We start from the raw sequence: 349 nt of genomic DNA, 5'->3' as shown, positions 1-349 counted from the left end.
AGGAAAAACAGAACCGGGCGCGGGACAGCAACATGGAGGAATGGCGGCATATTCAAGGGCTGCTGGATAAGATACGCAGCACCGGCATGGGCGGGATCAGCGCCGATGACCCGGCAGCGATTGAAAAGCTCCAGAAGAAGCTGGACGGGCTGGAACGCTCCCAGCTCATTATGAAGGAGGTCAACGCCTATTACCGCAAGCATGGCAAGCTGGACAGCTGTGCGCTGCTGTCGCCGGACCAGATTGAAAAGCTGAAAGCAAGCATGGCGTCAAGTTGGCGAAGCGACCCGAGGCCCTTTGAAAGTTACCAGCTAACCAACAACAATGCGGAGATCCGCCGGGTAAAGGC

General features: G+C 57.0%; 1 pseudogene. It reads left to right on the top strand.

What is annotated here, in order from left to right:
- A pseudogene (locus PG722_RS13930) lies at nucleotides 1–349 on the top strand (hypothetical protein); the annotation flags it as partial.

This window comes from Butyricicoccus sp. OF27-2pH9A, from assembly GCF_027693185.1.
Classification (GTDB): Bacteria; Bacillota; Clostridia; order Oscillospirales; family Butyricicoccaceae; genus Agathobaculum; species Agathobaculum butyriciproducens.
The sequence above is the reverse complement of the archived record's forward strand: the minus strand, read 5'-3'. Positions and strand labels throughout refer to the sequence as shown.